Source organism: Deltaproteobacteria bacterium (assembly GCA_020848745.1).
Taxonomy (GTDB): domain Bacteria; phylum Desulfobacterota; class Binatia; order UTPRO1; family UTPRO1; genus UTPRO1.
The window spans coordinates 1-13,952 of sequence record JADLHM010000145.1 but is presented as its reverse complement, the minus strand read 5'-3'; the positions used below and the strand labels follow the sequence as shown (position 1 = coordinate 13,952).

The window sequence follows — 13,952 nt, the reverse complement described above, 5'->3', positions numbered from 1 at the left end:
TTGCCGTTGTCGCTGTTGTCGTTGTCGCCACAGCCGCCGGTCATGGCGAGCGCTGCCACCAGCATCCCGATCGTGAGTCCAGACTTGAGCGTGCGTTTCATCGTGATCGTCCCTCCTCCGTGTACAGTGCCGGCCAGCGCGGCCGCTGCGACCCTGAGGCGCTCGCTTCCGAGCGCGTTGGGCTGTCGAATTAACAGATGCCTCGAATCGTGGTCAAGCCAGTGTCGGCGCGTGAACGGATCGTCTCACGGCGCGTTTTCCGCCGTGCCGACCACCAGTTGCAGAGCGAAATCGCGGGCGCCGGCGATGCGGCCGTCCGTGATCGCGACGACGTCGGGCGCGTTGCGACCCGGATAGGCGCCGCACGATTCCCCCAGGTCGCAGAGTGCGCCGTCGCCGTCGCGATCGGTCGTGGCGAGGATCTCGTACCGTCCGGGCGCGAGCCGGTCGAATCGATAGCGGTAAGCGTCCGCGACCGTGGCGGTGGTCGTGGCGACGATCGCTCGGGTCGCCGCGTCGCGGAGGAGCACCGTGACCGGGCCGACGTCCGCGGGCGGCGCCCCCTCGACCTCGGCGAGGACGGCGAGGGAGTCCGCGCCGCCGTTCGAGGCGAGCGCGACGCGTCCCGTGTAGGTGCCGCCCGGGAGCGCGTCGCGGTCGATCTCGAGGCGGAGCGTCGTGTCCTCGATCGCGGCGCCGAGCCAGCGTCCGCCGTCGTCGGTCGCGACGCCGGGGGGTGCGAGCGCGATCGCGCCGCCCCCCTGGTTCGTGAGCGGCACGCGCAGCACGCTCTCGTCGGCGGCGATTCGGACCGCCGGCGCGGCGAGGGCGAGGACCGGGTCGGCGGGAGGCGGCAGACCGGCGAGGGCGCGCACCGCCCTCGCCGCGTCGACGATGCCGGCGCCGTAGTGATCGTCGCGGCCCGGCGCGCCGCGATCGTCGGCGGTCGCGAGCAGGATGTCGCGCAGGCGCTCCGCCGACGCGCCCCCGGGCACGCCGAGGAGCAGCGCCGCGACGCCGCTCAGGTGCGCGCTCGCCATCGACGTGCCTTGCAGGAGCCCGTAGTCCTCGATTCCCGGCAGGCGTGTGCTCAGGATGCCGTCGACGAAGCCGTCGGCGTCGCGGTCGCGGCGCGTGTCGCCGCCGGGGGCCGCGAGGTCGACGCCGGCCCCGAAGCTCGAGTAGCGCGCCGGCGCGCCGAGCCGGTCGGTTGCCGCGATGCTCAGGACGTTCGGGTACGACGCCGGCGCGAGCGCGCCTTCCCGGCCCGTGTTGCCGGCGGCGGCGACGACGAGCGCACCGGCTGCGGTCGCCGCGTCGACGGCGTCGCGCAGCACCGGGTCGTCGTTGGACGTCGTGAGGCTCAGGTTGATCACGCGCGCCGGCACCGGCGGCACCGCGCCGGATGCGTTCGGGAGCCCGGCGGCGAAGCGGACCGCCTGGGCGACGTCGAAGAGCGAGCCGCCGCCGATGCCGAGCACGCGCAGCGGCATGATCGACGTCCGCCAGGTGGCGCCCGCGACGCCGCGTGTGCCGTCGGTCGCGGCGGCGATGGTGCCGGCGACGTGGGTTCCGTGGAACGTGCCGCCGTCGGAGTGATCCGGCCGGTCGCCGGGATCGAAGGGGTCGGGATCGAGGCCGTCGCCGTCGTTGGCCCGTTCGGGGTTGCTGATGAAATCGAAGCCGGGCACGAGCCGACCCGCGAGATCGGGGTGGTCGCTGCGAATACCCGTATCGACGACCGCCACCACGGTGCCCGCGCTGCCGATGGTCACGTCCCAGGCGCGCGGCAGGCCGATCGCGGGGTAGTGCCACTGCCGCGGGTAGAGCGGGTCGCGGGGGACGCGGGCCGCGCGCGCCAGGCGATCGGGCTCGGCGACGAGCACGCCGGGCTCGGCCGCGAGCGCGGCGGCGGCGGCGCGGGTACGTGCGCGGGCGGCGGCCCGCTCGCGTTTTGCCGCGCGCGCGGTCGCGGCTCCGCGGCCGCGTGCGGCCGCGCGGGCGCGCAGCGTCGGCAACGTCACGCGGACCGTGCCGTCGGGCGCCGCGAGGGAAGGGCGCATCGGCTCGCCGATGGCCGCACCGTCGGCGAGGGCGAGCACGCGCGCGGTCGCAGCCGCGCCGGCCGCGGTTCCCGCCGGTTCGGGAGCCAGCTGGATGACGACCTCGCCCGTCACGATCGGCGCCGTGTCGCCGCGGTACACGTCGGGCTCGATCTCGATCGGCGCCCCCGCTGCGCGGAGGGCCGTCACGCCGGGGACGTCGGCGCGCGCGCGGACGGCACGGACGTCGAGCGCGTAGGAGGACGGTCGCGAGCCGGTGGCGGGCGCGACGACGAGGTCGAAGGAGGCGGGCTCCTCGCTCCCGACCGCGACCCGACAGTGCTCGCGGCCCGGCAACGCGCGCTCGCACGTCGCGCTGCCGCCGCGTCCGGCGTCGAGCAGGAGATCGAGGTCGACGTCGGCGCCGTCCGAGAAGCTCAGGTCGAGGTCGAGCTCGAGGCCGCCCGCGGCGAGGAAGGTCCAGCCGTCGAACGGATCATCCGCTCCGATCTCTCCGGTGAGCCGGCGAACGTCGCCGGGCGCGATCCAGCCCGCGACGTCGGCGGTGCCCGGCCCGTCGTTCGGCTCGTGCTCCGCCCGTGTCGTCTCGACCACCGGCGGCAGGAGCAGGCGTCCCGCGATGGTGCCGCCGCCGCAGGCCGCGCCGATCGGCAGCTCGGCGGCGCGCCGGAGCACGAGGACGGCGTCGGTGACGGTGACCTCGCCGTCCGCGTCGAGGTCGCACGCGGCGGCGCATCCTTCGAGGCCGGCCGCCGCGCGCAGGAGGCGGACGCCGTCGCTGACCGAGACGGCGTCGTCGCCATCGGCGTCGCCGCAGAGCGCGGCGGCGCTGCCGCTGCCGGACGACGCCAGCACCAGCACCAGCACCAGCAGCGCCGCGCGCGCGCCGCCTCGGCGGATCAGACGGCGGGAATCAACAAGCCGGCGTTGCGGTCGAGCAGGAACTGTTTGACCTTTTGGGTGCGCAACGTGACGACCGCCGGTGGCAGGTCGGCGTCGGAGAAGTCGATCTGGACGCGGGCGATCTTGCCGCCGGTCGTCTTCGAGAGATCGTAGACCAATGAGCCCTGGCGCACGGAGCCGTCGCCGGCGAGCAGGATGCGCTGGAACAGGATCGTGAAGCTGCCGCGCGCCGATGAGTCGGCGTTCAACGTGCCCGCGATCCGCTTGCCGACGCCCGGGACGTCGCTCACGCCGAGCTGGCCGTCGATCGTATGCGTCTCTCCGGTCTTCACGCGTCTCACCTGGAAGCCGTCGAACCCGAGGACGACGCCCTGCGCGAGCACGGCGCGGCCGATGGTGCCGTCGACGACCGCGCCGCCGAGCCGGCAGTTGGTGAACGTCGCGGCGCTCGAGTTGCCGAACGCCACCGTCTCGATGGAGCCTTCGGCGTTGTCGCACTCGCCCGCGGCGGCGAGCGCGTTGCCGCCGACGCCGGGCACTTTGGTCATGGCGCCGAAGACGGACAGCGAAGGATCCACCACGCCGTTCGCTTCCTGGGCCGTGAACTCACACGCTTCGTTGACGGCGATGCCGGCGGCCTTGCGCAGGACGTTCACACCGTCGCTGACCGTGATGCCCCCGCTGCCGTCGACGTCGCAGCCGTCCTCGCAGGTGCTCGAGAGGCCGGCCGCGGCGCGCAGCGCCTGCACGCCGTCGGTCACGGTGACCGTGCCGTCGTCGGTCGCGTCGCCGCAGGTCTGCGCCGCCGCGGGTACGGCGACGAGGACCCCGAGAATGCATGCCAGCAAGCGCTCGTTCATCGTGTCTCGTCCACCCTGCCGCGGATCATAGGATGCACTGGCCCGAAGGCCGTACGTCGAACACGTAGCTTCCGCCCTGGGAACCCTCGCTGTCCAGCAGCAAAGTGATGGGCTGACCCGCCGAGAAGAAGCCGAAGGTCGATTCGTGGGCACCGCCCGCGACGCACGACTGATTGCCGTCGAGGCAGTTCTCCTGGATCGGTCCGTTGGTCCCGCAGAACCCGTCGCCGAGCGAGAGCTGCGAGTCGAACGCGGTGCCGCAGCTGTTGAATTCGTAGCACCCGGTCGTCTGCGGCGTAAACACGAAGACCGATTCGGGGCCGCCCCCGCCACCGCACGGGCCGCCGAGCCGGTTGGTTCCCGCGACCCGGCCGTGGATCTGGATGCGTCCCGTCGGCGGAATCACGAGCGGCACGGCGCACGTTCCGGCGCCGGCCATGCACGGACCGCAGGGCACGCAGACGAAGGTGACGTCGCGGACGACCTCGCCTTGGGTCTGGTCGTTACCGTCGCAGTTCTGGACGCCGACCTGTCCGCACGTCCGATCCACGATCGTCATGCTCCCGACCTCGAGCTGGGTACGGAAGGTGTAGCCGCTGCCGGGAACGGTGTTCTCGACGCGGAACTCGAAGACGTTGTCGCCGCAGCGCAGGCCGGCGACCGGCTGGAACCCGGTGTCGGCGGTGGCGTTCGGCCCGCTCGCCTGCGCCTGCAGCACCTGCGCTCCGTTCAGGAACGCCGTGATGCGGTCGTCGATGTTCGATAGGCGGACGCGCGCCGCGGGCGGAGCTGGCGTGTCGGCCGGCATCAGCACGTCGGTCGTGGGGTCGTAGGTGAAGTCGGCCGTGGTGTCGTCGTCGAAGCGCACCACCACCGGGAGCGCCGTGCCGCCTGCGAGCGTCACTCGGACCTCGACGACGCGGGGGAGGTTCGCGCCGGTCGTGTCGAACACCAGCTCGCCGTCGAGTGTGCCGCCCTGCTCGTCGATGACGGCCTGCTGGAAGGTCACGACGTACGATCCGAGCAGCTGCGAGTCGCCGTCGAGCACGCCCGAGAGCGCCGCGTCGCCGTCGATCTGGCCGACGAATAGCGATCCCGCGAACGACACCACGTCGCCGCGGCGACGGATCGTCAGAGCGTCGAAGACCAGCTGGTTGTCGCTTCTGCCGAGAAAGCCGCTGAAGTTGACGTCGCCGAAGTCGCAATCGTCGTAGACGATGCCGCCGGCCGTCTGCTGGACGCTACCCTCCGGGTTGTCGCAGGGGGCGGCGGCCGCCGTCGCGCCGCTCTTGGTGAGGGGGCCGAAGATGTCGATCGTGTGGCCGATCAGCGTTCCCGCCACATCGGGACATTGCTCGGTGATGGCGAGGCCGGCGGCCTTCCGGAGGATGTTGACCCCGTCGCTCACGGTGACCGCGCCGCTGCCGTCGACGTCGCAATTCTGATCGCAACTGCTGCTCAGCCCGGCTGCGGCGCGCAGCGCCTGCACGCCGTCGCTCACCGTGACCTGGCCGTCCCCGTTCGCATCGCCGCAGATGGCGGCGATCGCCGGGGATGCGGCCAATGCGGCGGCGACGAGCGCCCGGAGTCCGATGCTCCCCGTTCCTCGCCGCCGCATGACCGTATCGCGTCCCTAGTTCACGAACGGCGTGAGTTCTCCGCTCACGAGGTCGTAGTTGAACGGCACCACCGAGTCGTCGCTGAGCGTCACTTCGACGAGCGCGACATTGGTCGGGTTGAAGTTCAGCCGGATGGTCTCGACGTCCTCCAGCGCCCCGTCGTCGACGGAGAACACGAGGGATCCCCCGACGAAGTTCCCGCTGCTCGAATCGACGGTCAGCTCGTCGAAGCCGATGTCGAACGCTCCGAAGCTCGACGAATCGTAGCTGAAGAAACCCGAGGTGACGTAGGTCCCGCCGACCACGCGATCGGAGACGTTTCCCGACATGGTCTCGAAATCACCCGTTGCCAGATCGGTGAACGTGATCCCGAACTCCATCCCGCCGGAGTTGGTCGCGAGGAAGCCGTCGAGCCGAATCCCCCCGAGCTCGCAATTGTCGTAGCTGATCGCCCCCGTCTGGTCATCGATGACCAGGAAGCCGCCGTCGTTGTCGCAAGGCTGCTCGAAGGCCGCCCGCGCTCCGGCGGCCGCGCCGCCCTTGGTGAGAAATCCGAATCTCGCCAGCGCGGTGCCCAGCAAACTCTCGACCTGGGTGCCCAGGTTCGTACCCGGACACGCTTCGGTGATGGGGATGCCCGCCGCCTTGCGGAGCACGTTCACGCCGTCGGTGACCGTGATGGAGCCGCTGCCGTCGACGTCGCAGGCGGCGGCGGTGCACGTGGTGCCGAGACCGGCGGCCGCGCGCAGGGTCTGCACGCCGTCGGTCACGGTGACGGTGCCGCTCCCGTCGGCGTCGCCGCAGGTCTGCGCCGAGGCGCTCCCGGCGGAGAGGACGGAACACGCGACGATCGCGGCGAGGAATTTCCATGTGGATGACGACATTCGAACCTCCAGGAGACGTTGGCGATCATGACGCGGCCGCGCACGAGGCGGTCGGGGGAACGTGCCGCGCATGTTCATGGGACCCAGGGTGTTGGGTAGCAATCGAGAACGGCGATTGTCAATGTGCTCCCCATCTCCTATCGTCGCGACCAGCAATGGGATTCCCCACGCATCGCGCACGTCGGCTGCGGTGCAGCGCGACGCTTCGCCGCCTGGTGGCGGAGTCCCGTCCGAGCGTGGACGGACTGGTCCTGCCGCTCTTCGTCGTGCCCGGCGCCAACGTGGAGCGGCCGATCGCGTCGATGCCGGGGGTGGCGCAGCTCTCCGTGGACCGCGTCGTCGAGGAGTGCCGCGAGGTCGTCGATCTCGGCATTCCGGCGGTGATCCTCTTCGGTGTCCCGGAGCACAAGGACGCCTACGGCTCGGAGGCGTGGTCGGATGGTGGCCCGGTGCCCCGTGCCGTCGCCGCGATCAAGCACGCCGTCCCGGATCTCCTCGTCATCACCGACGTGTGTCTCTGCGAGTACACCGATCACGGCCATTGCGGGGTCGTCGAGAACGGCACCGTCCAGAACGACCCGACGCTCGAGCTGCTGGCGAGGGAGGCCCTCGCCCATGCCCGCGCCGGCGCCGATCTCGTGGCGCCGTCCGACATGATGGACGGTCGCGTCGGGGCCATCCGGTTCGCGCTCGACGCCGCCGGGTTCTCCGACCTCGGCATCATGGCCTACGCGGCCAAGTACGCCTCGGCGTTCTACGGGCCGTTTCGCGACGCGGCGCAATCCACGCCGCAGTTCGGCGATCGGCGCGGGTATCAGATGGACCCCGCCAACGGCCGGGAGGCGCTCCGCGAGGTGCTGCTCGACGTCGAAGAGGGCGCCGACATCGTGATGGTGAAGCCCGCGCTTCCCTACCTCGACGTGATCCAGCGCGTGCGCGCCGCGGTCGACGTGCCGGTCGCGGCATACGCGGTGAGCGGCGAGTACGCGATGATCAAGGCGGCGGCCGCCGCCGGGATGCTCGACGAGGAGCGCGCCATGCTGGAGTCGCACACGGCGATCGTGCGCGCGGGCGCCGGCATCGTGCTCACCTATTTCGCGAAGACCCTGGCGCGCCGTCTCGGCCGATGACCCCGCGGCGGCGCGGCGCGCGCGGCGGCGTGGTGCTGCTCGCGGTCGTGGTCGCGCTCGCGCCCGTGCGCGCTTCCGCGATCGGCCTCGCGGAGGAGCGCGAGCTCGGCGCCCGCTTCGCGCTCGAGGCGCGCGTTCAGCTGCCGCTCCTGCGCGTTCCCGCCGTCACGGGGTATCTGCGCGACATCGGCACCCGGCTCGTCGCCCGTCTCGACACGGAGCGGTTTCCGTACCGCTTCTACGTCGTGCGCGACGCGAGCCTGAACGCGTTCGCGGTGCCAGGGGGGTACGTCTACGTGCACAGCGGCCTCGTGCTCGGCGTCGCGAGCGAAGGCGAGCTCGCGGGCGTCCTGGCGCACGAGATCGTTCACGTCGGCTCGCACCATGCGGTCCGCCAGCAGGAGAAGACCGCGCTCATCAGCTACGGGACGCTGCTCGGCTTGTTCCTCGCGATCGTGCATCCGGCGCTCGGGGCCGGCGCGCTCGCCGCCGGGACCGCCGCCGAGCTCAAGTATCAGCGCGAGTTCGAGCAGGAGGCCGACACGATCGGCCTCGAGCTCATGGCCCCGGCGGGTTTCGATCCCGCCGGGATGCCCACCTTCCTGCGGCGCGTGCTGCGCGAGCAACGCCTGAACCCGGCCCGCGTGCCGCCGTACTTCCTGTCGCATCCCCTCACCGAGGACCGGGTCGCCGCCCTCGAGCAGCGCGTGGGGTCGCTTCCGCGCCCGGCGCCGCGTCCCGACGGAGAGCTCCGGCTCGCGGCCGCGCAGGCGACCATCCGCGCGCTCACGGACCCCGCGGGCGACGTGCTGGCCGCCCAGCGGGCGGCCGTGGCCGCGGCGCCGAACGACCCGGCCGCGGCGCACCGGCTCGGGCTCGCGCTCCTCTACGTCGACCCGTCGCGTCCCGACGAGGCGGAGCCGCTGCTCGCGCGCGCCGCGGCGGCGAAGATGCCGGGCGCCCTCGGCGACCTCGGACGCGCGCAGGCGCGGCTCGGCCGCGCCGACGACGCGGCGCGGAGCTTCGAGGCGGCCCTCAGGCTCGCGCCCGACGACGCCGCGCTCCAGCTCGAGCTCGGGAAACTCGCGCTCGCGGGCGGCGAGGCGAAACGCGCGGCCGCGCTCTTCGCGCACGCGCTCGCGCTCGATCCGGAGCTCGACGAGGCCGAGTACGGCCTCGGCGAGTGCGCGGGCAGGAGCAGCGACGCCCGCGGGCAATGGACGCACCTCGGGCGAGCCTTCGAGCTCCGCGCCGATCTCGCGCGGGCGCGGAGCGCCTACGAGAAGGCGCTCGAGTCGACGCCGGAGGACGGCCCCGAGCGCGCCGAGCTGCGTGCCGCGGTCCAACGGATCGACCGCGTCGGCACGGGACGCTGAGAGGCCGCGGCCGGCCCCGTGCGTCAGCGCACGAAGAACAGCACGATCTCGAATGCGATCAGCAGGATGATCGTGAGCTCGAGGATCTCGGCGCGTGCGGTCGCGGCCCGGCCCGAGAGGACGTCGGCGATCTTCTGCACGAGCTCGAGCTTGCCGTCGATGCTGCGTTGCCACTCGTCCAGATGCAGGCGCTCGGCGGTGCGCGCGTAGATCTTGGTGAGGTAGAGGTCGCCGACGAGCTTGACCGCGTTCACGAGCCGCTCGCGGAGCGTCGCGGTGTCGAGGCGGAGCTCCGACAGCTCGCGGACCCGCACCACCTCGCGGCGGAAGGAGAAGAGCCGGCGCGGCCGGCTCACGTGCTCCCAGAGCGCGCCGATCCGGCGGTCGAGCATCGCGTCGAGGAAGCGCAGCTCGAGGAGCTGCACGTTCAAGAGCTCCAGCACATCGAGCGCGTCTTCCCATTCCTCGTCGAACACGAGTGCGACGTTCCAGTCCGTGACGACGAGATCGCGCGGGCGATACGTCACCGCCGTGCGCAGCACCTCGTCGGTCTCGCTCGGCGAGAGCGGTTGGGGCTCGCAGTGCACGATGCGCGCGAGGAGGTCGCGGTGCGTCCCGAGGAGCGCCGGGGCGTCGGCGTCGGGATCGAAGCGTGACACCTGGACCACATAGTAGTCTTCGACGAGATCGAATCCGCCGGCGGCCGGGCGCGTGATCGCCGCCGCCAACGCGGGGAGCGCGTCGTCGAGCACGGCGCGGGCGGTCGTCTCGAGCGCGTTGGCGGTCGTCAGGTTCGCCATGAGCGTCGGCACCACGGCGCAGTCGACGCCCTCGAACGGCAGCGCCAACACCACCGTGGCGGCGCCGAACTCGTGCGCGCGGAGCGTCACCTCGGCGCCGACGCGGCGGCCGGCGAGTGGGACCTCGCGCGGGCCGAGCGCGAGCGCGACGGCGGGCGAGGGGTACTGCACGCGCGGCGGCGCCGCCTCCTTGCGAGGGTCGTTCGTCGCTCCGCCCGCGGGAGTCTCCGCGCGCAGTCGCGCCAGATCGATCTCGTAGCCGACGTCGAACGAGAACAAGGCGAAGAGACGGCCCTCGGCGATCCGCATCGTCGTGATCCTTGCGACTCCGTCGTCGATCCGCAAACGAAGCGTCACATTCGTGGCGCTCCCGCGCGGCGGATCCCGAGGATTTCTACCGCGCGGGTGCGTGGTCGGCGCCGCCGCCCGGTGGCACCGCCCTTGCTGGCCAAGATCCGCGATGCCGCGCTTCGACGACCCGAGCCGCCTGCGTCCGACGATCGACCACATGCCGGCCGTTCGCCGCGGGAGGAGACAGCGCTGCGCCGTCGGCTCCTCCCGCGAGCGGCCGCGTCTGCGGCTCGTCTACTCGCGCCGCGTGCCGTCGCTGCCGTTCGGCATCCACCCCGCGCTGCCGTCGACGCTCGCGTTCGCGGCGGTCAGCATGACGGCGCTCGCGTACGCCGCGCTCGTCGACGTGGCGAACGGCGTCGGCGCGATCGCGGCGCGCGTCGGCGAGCGGCTGCGCACGACCGTCGGCGCGGATTCCTGACCAGCGCGTCCTCGTCCGGCCGCGCGCGGCCTTCGTCGCGTCGCCGCGCGCCATCAGTGGAAGACTGTCGTCACGTCGAAGTAGAGCACCTGCTCGTCCTCGCAGGCATCGCACTCGACGCGCGCGTAGCGGAAGCGCCGACCGTCGAGCTCGCGCGCGCCCTCGCCGACCGCGTGCATGCCGGCGCCGCAGTGGCAGCGTCGCGCGGTCACGGTCTCGTCGATCGTCTCGAAGGACGACACCGGGATCGCCTCGGCGAGCGACGTGCCCGGACCGCGCCGGCTCGCGGCGCGCGCGCGCCGGCGCGCCGCGCCGCGCAGGACCCAGGCGGCGGCGGTCACGAGGACGACCGCCGCGAAGAGGAGGCTCGTCACCACGCCCGCCTCAGGCGGGCAGCCGCCCGGGTCGGAAGAGCACCTTCTTGTCGGTGACGACCAGCTGCTCGTTCAGGACCAACTGCAGCGCCTGCGAGAGCACCTTGCCCTCGAGGGCCTGGCCGCGCTCCTTCACCTCGTCGAGCGTGTCCTCGCCGACCCGGATGTGGAAGACGTCCTGCAGGATGACGGGTCCCTGGTCGAGCTGCTCGGTCACGAAGTGCGCGGTGCAGCCGGAGACGCGCACGCCCTCCTCGTAGGCTTGCTTGTAGGCGTTGGCGCCCGGGTAATACGGCAGGAGCGAGGGGTGGATGTTGATGATGCGGCTCGGGTACTGGCGGATCACGTCGGCCGTCAGCACCTGCATGTAGCGCGCGAGGACGACGTAGTCGGCGCGGGCGTCGCGGAGCTTCGCGAGCAGGAACGCCATGTGGGCGGGCTTGTCGGTCGCCGGGAGCGATTCGAACGGCAGCCCGGCGCGCTCCGCGATCGGCCGCAGCACCTCGTGGTTGGAGAGCACGGCGACGAGATCGCCGTTCAAGAGGTTGGCGCCGCGGTCGGCGATCAGCTGCTCGAGGCAGTGCGGCTCCTTGCTGACCAGCACGGCGACGCGCTTCGGCTCGCGCGTGCTGTGGAGGCGAACGCTCACCTCCATGTGCATGTCCTCGCCGATCTTCTTGAGGCCGAGGATCATCTCGTCGAGGGACGGCGCGAGGTCGGTCAGATCGACCCGCATCGTCATGATGAAGAGCCCCTCCATCACCCGTTGCTCGATGTCCTCGATGTTGATGCTGCAGCCGGCGAGGTAGGTGGAGACCCGGGCAACCACGCCCTTCTGGTCGCGACCGACGACGGAGACGATCGCACGATTTTTTTCGGACGGCATGCGAGGTTCCTTCGCGCTATCGCAGAAGGCGCGTGAATTCAACGCGCTGGCGGCGGCGGCGCCAGTGGGAACGCGATGGCGAACGCGCGCGTGGCGTCTGCGTTGGCGCGCGCGCCCGGCGATCTTTCGTCTTGAATGGGAGGCAGGGCCGCTCTACCTTTTGCCGTGCGCAGTGCCCGCTGCGCGAAGGAGGTTTCTTCCCATGCCCTCGAAGCAAGCGGACGTCCTGGTCGGCCGGCGCTACCTGTCGCGCGGCTACCTCGATCAGGCGCTCGAGCTCTTCACCCGGAACGCCGACGTCGTGGCGCTCGCGGACTGGAGCCTCCTTCGCGACAAGTTGCTCGATCGGGGCCGCATCCAGGACATGGTGCGGGTCTGCGAGCTCGGCCACGTGCCGATCCCGAGCGAGCAGCTGGTCGTGCGCGGCGACAAGGCGCTCAAGACGAAGGACATCGACCTCGCGATCGATCTCTTCGAGCTCGCGACAGCCGATCGCGGGCGCTGGGAGCAGGTCGTCGACGTCCTGATCGAGATGCCCGATCGCAAGCGCCAGGCGGTGTCGATCGCCGACCGCTACCTCGTCGACCACGCCGAGGCGCCCGCGAGCCGGCCGGGGCCGATCCTGCTCAAGAAGGCCGTCCGATCCAAAGCCGCCCAATGACGGCGCGACCGAGGCCGTCGAGTGACGACGGCGCGGTTCCGGCATAGTCTCGGCGCGTGAGCCGCGTCCGTCCGATCGTCGAGCGCATGCACGGCTACGTCCCCGGCGAGCAGCCGCAAGGGGGGCGGGTGGTGAAGCTCAACACCAACGAGAACCCGTATCCACCCGCGCCCGCCGTCGTCGCGGCCGCCGGGGCCGCGGTGTCCGCGGATCTCCGCCTCTATCCCGAGCCGAGCGCGAAGCCGCTCCGCGAGGAGGCCGCGCGTGTCTACGGCGTCCGTCCCGAGCAGGTCCTCGCCGGGAACGGCTCCGACGAGCTCCTCACGATGCTCATGCGCGCCGTCGTCGGGCCCGACGACATCGTCGTCTATCCCGAGCCGACCTACTCCCTCTACGACACGCTCGTCACGATCCAGGAGGGGCGCGCGCTCACCATCCCGTTTCCGGCCGACTTCACGCTGCCGCCGGCGCTCTTCGCGGCGGAAGGCCGGCTGATGATGATCTGCAACCCGAATGCGCCCTCGGGGAGCCTGACGCCGATCACGACCATCGGCGAGCTCGCCCGCGGGTTCGGCGGCGTGGTGGTCGTCGACGAGGCCTATGTCGACTTCGCGCCGCCGGGCTCGACCGCGCTCCCGCTCCTCGCCGACCACGACAACGTCGTCGTGCTGCGGAGCTTCTCGAAGTCGTTCTCGCTCGCCGGGATGCGGATCGGCCTGCTCTTCGGCCACGCCGACCTCCTCGCCGAGATCGCCAAGGTGAAGGACTCGTACAACCTGAGCCGGGTCGCGATCGCCGCCGGCACCGCCGCTCTCGTCGAGATCGCGTGGATGGAGCGGAACGTGGCGCGCATCACGGCGACGCGGGCGTGTCTCACGGAGCGGCTCGCGGGCCTCGGCTACGACGTGTTGCCGTCGGCCGCGAACTTCGTCCTCGCGCGCCGCTCCGGCGAGGACCAGGCGCCCGTGCAGGCCCTTCTCCGGGAGCGCGGCGTGCTGGTCCGCCATTTCGCGACGGATCGGCTGCGGGACGCGCTCCGCATCTCGGTCGGCACCGAGGACGAGACCAACCGGCTGCTCGCGGCGCTGGCGATGGTCCGGCCCGGCGGCTGAGCTCGCGGCGGTCGGTGCCCACGCCCGGCCGAGGTGACGAACGGCCGCGAGCGTTCAGGTCGCCGCCGGCGGGAAGCGGCGCGCGTAGTCGGCGCGCGCCGCGACGATCACCGCGCGCGCTTCGGCGGCATCGTAGACCGGGTCGACCGTGATCGTGGCCGGCGCGTCGCCGGGGATCGTCTTGTAGGTGAGGAAGTAGTGGCGGAGGCGATCCACGACCGCGCGCGGCAGCTGGCGCACGTCGGCGAGCTCGCCGAAGGTCGGATCCCCGAGGAGCACGGCGATGATCTTGTCGTCGGCTTCGCCGGCCTCGACCATGCGGAGCCCGCCGATCGGCCGCGCTTGCAGCACGATCTCGCCGCGGGCGATCGCGCGGTCGGTGAGGACGCAGACGTCGAGCGGGTCGCCGTCGCCGCGCGTCACCGTCGGACCGCCGGGGATCGCGTGCGCCGCGACCGCCTCGCCGCAGTAGGTCCGCGGGATGAAGCCGTAGAGGGTCGGGCACACGACCG

General features: G+C 72.0%; 13 protein-coding genes. 5 read left to right on the top strand and 8 right to left on the bottom strand.

Annotated features, from left to right (window positions below):
- Window positions 1–245: 245 nt before the first annotated feature.
- From IT293_20895 to IT293_20880, 4 genes are read right to left on the bottom strand one after another with little or no spacing between them, the layout of a single operon-like run.
- A complete protein-coding gene (locus IT293_20895; GenBank protein ID MCC6767121.1) occupies window positions 246–2,930 on the bottom strand; it encodes a S8 family serine peptidase in 2,685 nt (894 codons plus the stop codon).
- Between the two features lie 32 nt (window positions 2,931–2,962).
- The gene (locus tag IT293_20890) at window positions 2,963–3,826 is read right to left on the bottom strand and encodes a hypothetical protein (GenBank protein MCC6767120.1); all 864 of its coding nucleotides are present in this window, start codon (window positions 3,824–3,826) and stop codon (window positions 2,963–2,965) included.
- 25 nt (window positions 3,827–3,851) lie between these two features.
- Window positions 3,852–5,444, bottom strand: a complete 1,593-nt coding sequence (locus IT293_20885) for a dockerin type I repeat-containing protein (protein MCC6767119.1) — start codon at window positions 5,442–5,444, stop codon at window positions 3,852–3,854.
- A 15-nt stretch (window positions 5,445–5,459) separates the two neighbouring features.
- Window positions 5,460–6,329, bottom strand: a complete 870-nt coding sequence (locus tag IT293_20880; GenBank protein ID MCC6767118.1) for a hypothetical protein — start codon at window positions 6,327–6,329, stop codon at window positions 5,460–5,462.
- Window positions 6,330–6,484: 155 nt separating this feature from the next.
- Here IT293_20880 and hemB point away from each other — a divergent pair, with 155 nt between their 5' ends.
- The gene (gene hemB, locus IT293_20875) at window positions 6,485–7,459 is read left to right on the top strand and encodes a porphobilinogen synthase (protein ID MCC6767117.1); all 975 of its coding nucleotides are present in this window, start codon (window positions 6,485–6,487) and stop codon (window positions 7,457–7,459) included.
- On the top strand, window positions 7,456–8,835 hold the full coding sequence (locus IT293_20870; GenBank protein ID MCC6767116.1) for a M48 family metalloprotease: 1,380 nt from the start codon (window positions 7,456–7,458) through the stop codon (window positions 8,833–8,835). The genes hemB and IT293_20870 overlap by 4 nt, the downstream gene beginning before the upstream one ends.
- A gap of 23 nt (window positions 8,836–8,858) precedes the next feature.
- On the opposite strand, the gene IT293_20865 is transcribed toward IT293_20870, so the two are convergent.
- A complete protein-coding gene (locus tag IT293_20865; GenBank protein ID MCC6767115.1) occupies window positions 8,859–9,944 on the bottom strand; it encodes a hypothetical protein in 1,086 nt (361 codons plus the stop codon).
- Window positions 9,945–10,095: 151 nt separating this feature from the next.
- Between IT293_20865 and IT293_20860 the strand changes: the two genes are divergently transcribed.
- A complete protein-coding gene (locus tag IT293_20860; GenBank protein MCC6767114.1) occupies window positions 10,096–10,407 on the top strand; it encodes a hypothetical protein in 312 nt (103 codons plus the stop codon).
- A gap of 53 nt (window positions 10,408–10,460) precedes the next feature.
- Here IT293_20860 and IT293_20855 read toward each other — a convergent pair whose 3' ends face one another.
- A complete protein-coding gene (locus IT293_20855) occupies window positions 10,461–10,781 on the bottom strand; it encodes a hypothetical protein (GenBank protein ID MCC6767113.1) in 321 nt (106 codons plus the stop codon).
- 10 nt (window positions 10,782–10,791) lie between these two features.
- A complete protein-coding gene (locus tag IT293_20850) occupies window positions 10,792–11,667 on the bottom strand; it encodes a formyltetrahydrofolate deformylase (protein MCC6767112.1) in 876 nt (291 codons plus the stop codon).
- Window positions 11,668–11,869: 202 nt separating this feature from the next.
- Here IT293_20850 and IT293_20845 point away from each other — a divergent pair, with 202 nt between their 5' ends.
- Together IT293_20845 and hisC are read left to right on the top strand one after the other, a co-directional pair.
- On the top strand, window positions 11,870–12,328 hold the full coding sequence (locus IT293_20845; GenBank protein MCC6767111.1) for a hypothetical protein: 459 nt from the start codon (window positions 11,870–11,872) through the stop codon (window positions 12,326–12,328).
- An 86-nt stretch (window positions 12,329–12,414) separates the two neighbouring features.
- On the top strand, window positions 12,415–13,440 hold the full coding sequence (gene hisC, locus IT293_20840; GenBank protein MCC6767110.1) for a histidinol-phosphate transaminase: 1,026 nt from the start codon (window positions 12,415–12,417) through the stop codon (window positions 13,438–13,440).
- A 54-nt stretch (window positions 13,441–13,494) separates the two neighbouring features.
- Here hisC and IT293_20835 read toward each other — a convergent pair.
- Window positions 13,495–13,952, bottom strand: a 458-nt coding sequence (locus tag IT293_20835) for an inorganic diphosphatase (GenBank protein ID MCC6767109.1), incomplete at its 5' end; no start/stop codon positions are given.

Coding starts and splice junctions, on each gene's coding strand:
- hisC (MCC6767110.1), top strand. CDS start 12,415: ATGCACGGCTACGTCCCCGGCGAGCAGCCGCAAGGGGGGCGGGTGGTG.
- IT293_20860 (MCC6767114.1), top strand. CDS start 10,096: ATGCCGCGCTTCGACGACCCGAGCCGCCTGCGTCCGACGATCGACCAC.
- hemB (MCC6767117.1), top strand. CDS start 6,485: ATGGGATTCCCCACGCATCGCGCACGTCGGCTGCGGTGCAGCGCGACG.
- IT293_20890 (MCC6767120.1), bottom strand. CDS start 3,826: ATGAACGAGCGCTTGCTGGCATGCATTCTCGGGGTCCTCGTCGCCGTA.
- IT293_20850 (MCC6767112.1), bottom strand. CDS start 11,667: ATGCCGTCCGAAAAAAATCGTGCGATCGTCTCCGTCGTCGGTCGCGAC.
- IT293_20845 (MCC6767111.1), top strand. CDS start 11,870: ATGCCCTCGAAGCAAGCGGACGTCCTGGTCGGCCGGCGCTACCTGTCG.
- IT293_20880 (MCC6767118.1), bottom strand. CDS start 6,329: ATGTCGTCATCCACATGGAAATTCCTCGCCGCGATCGTCGCGTGTTCC.
- IT293_20865 (MCC6767115.1), bottom strand. CDS start 9,944: ATGCGGATCGCCGAGGGCCGTCTCTTCGCCTTGTTCTCGTTCGACGTC.
- IT293_20870 (MCC6767116.1), top strand. CDS start 7,456: ATGACCCCGCGGCGGCGCGGCGCGCGCGGCGGCGTGGTGCTGCTCGCG.
- IT293_20885 (MCC6767119.1), bottom strand. CDS start 5,444: ATGCGGCGGCGAGGAACGGGGAGCATCGGACTCCGGGCGCTCGTCGCC.